This is a genomic window from Alcanivorax sp. HI0044, assembly GCF_001634945.1.
Map to the genome: position 1 here is coordinate 1 of NZ_LWEZ01001949.1, position 1,665 is coordinate 1,665.

General features: G+C 55.1%; 2 protein-coding genes and 1 pseudogene. 1 reads left to right on the plus strand and 2 read right to left on the minus strand.

Annotation, left to right across the window (positions count from 1 at the left end; translation table 11 throughout):
* Window positions 1–323: pseudogene (locus A3730_RS28980) on the minus strand (hypothetical protein); the annotation flags it as partial.
* A 198-nt stretch (window positions 324–521) separates the two neighbouring features.
* On the opposite strand from A3730_RS28980, the gene A3730_RS28985 reads away from it, so the two are divergent.
* The gene (locus A3730_RS28985) at window positions 522–755 is read left to right on the plus strand and encodes a helix-turn-helix domain-containing protein (RefSeq protein WP_063519348.1); all 234 of its coding nucleotides are present in this window, start codon (window positions 522–524) and stop codon (window positions 753–755) included.
* Between the two features lie 15 nt (window positions 756–770).
* Here the strand turns inward: A3730_RS28985 and A3730_RS32395 are convergent, their stop codons facing one another.
* Window positions 771–1,664: a hydrolase or metal-binding protein gene (locus tag A3730_RS32395; RefSeq protein WP_231884088.1), complete on the minus strand. Its 894-nt coding sequence runs from the start codon at window positions 1,662–1,664 to the stop codon at window positions 771–773.
* Window position 1,665 lies beyond the last annotated feature (1 nt).

Below are 1,665 nucleotides of genomic sequence, written 5' to 3' on the forward strand. Positions count from 1 at the left end.
CTGAAGGGGTTGGGGGAGGTGTCGTTTAGGGATTCCTCGCATTTTTCAGCCAGAGCAACCAGTCTTTTATGGTAGTAGTCGTTGACGCCTACAATCTCGCAGCGGTACTCGACTAGATCTCTTCCACGGTTATCTTGAACCATTTGCCAGCTGGTGCTTTCGCACATGGACCGGTTGTCAAAGGTTTCACCGATCTTGAATTCTGGGTGGGCGTCGAATCGCCCTTCTTTGACGATGTCTATATCGCTGGCGCCATCCAGGCAGCCGATAAGTGATGTAGCCAGAAAAAGGCCTGCTATCAGTCGAAGGCAGTCATTGCCCATGGTTTTCTCCTTTTTTGTGCTTCGTTCTTCTTTGGTGGGATGAGCCAATGCTCTGAGGCGACCCTTAATCAGATGATTAGGGTGATTAGATTACTTAATGTTTCCTATAGAGTACATAGGGTGCCCTAACGGGCGTTAATAGGCTTCTCATAACCATCCAGACTGCTTTCTTTACCTTAGATGGCAGGTCAGCATTTGATGGAAATTCCGGTTGCCTTTGGCAAAGCAGTCAAGATTAGGCGTATTGAGCTGAGTATCAGCCAAGAGGATTTGGCTAACAGGGCAGGGCTCTCCAGATCCTTTCTGTCCGGTGTTGAGCTGGGTAATCGACAAGCCTCGGTTTCAACGGTGTGGCGTCTGTCCGAGGCATTGGAGTGCCGCCCTTCAGATCTATGGTTGAAGGCTGAAGTGCTGATCGTTGGCGAGAGTTAAGAATTCTCGCCATGCTTACTTACTTTCGTTGTTTCCTGTTGCGGCCGGCGTAAGTGGTGAATTGGTCAATTTCTGTTTGAGCTTTTTCGTTGATTGAGCGTTTGCTTCGGATTTGGGTGCCGTCTCTGCTTGAAAGAACTCCTCAGTAACCTGCAGCCCTTCTTCTTCCCCATACTCGAACCAGGCGTTCAACAGCCCGGCCTGAGCAACCTTGTCCAGCTCCGTCTGGTGAATCCCCAGATTCTCTCGCCCCTTGGCTTCCTCCCTGGCGTGGGTGACGGCTTCTTTCAGGGGCTGATCGGCCCGCAGGGTTAGATCCACGTAGTAGATCGGTGCCCGGTGGCTCTGGGTGGTGCTCTTGCCGCGCAGCTTGAGCTCCAGCGGCAGGGTGGCCAGGTTGCCGCCACTGATGGCGTGGAAGTAGCGCAGCCGGGCAGCCAGGGTACGGATGCTGTTGTAGCCGGTGGTCCGGAACACGAAACAGCCCAGCTCATCGTCATTCCCGATACGGACATACAAGCGGCCATAGGGCTTACACAGCCCGTGGCTGCCGTAGTCGCACAGATCCGGTGACGGGCAGGGGAGCGATTCCAGTCCATTCTCGGTATGCCGCCGGCATGTCTCCCCGTTGCCTGCACACAGCGGCCTGCCACTCTTGCGGTCAAAGAAGGTGTATTCCGCCCGTAGATTCAGGTCCGGATCGTTGAACGGCAAGGTGACGGGAATGCTGCGGAGCTTGTTGCCCTTGGTGTCCTGGCGCAGGGCGTCATCCAGCGGGTGGGGCAGCCAGCCTTCCTTGGTCTGGATCTGGGTGGTGATGGTGAACTGATCGTCTTTCTCGGGCAGACGCTTGCCGTTCTTCTCCACCACGCGGCCGATGCTGATGCGGCCAATCACGGGGGGCGTAATC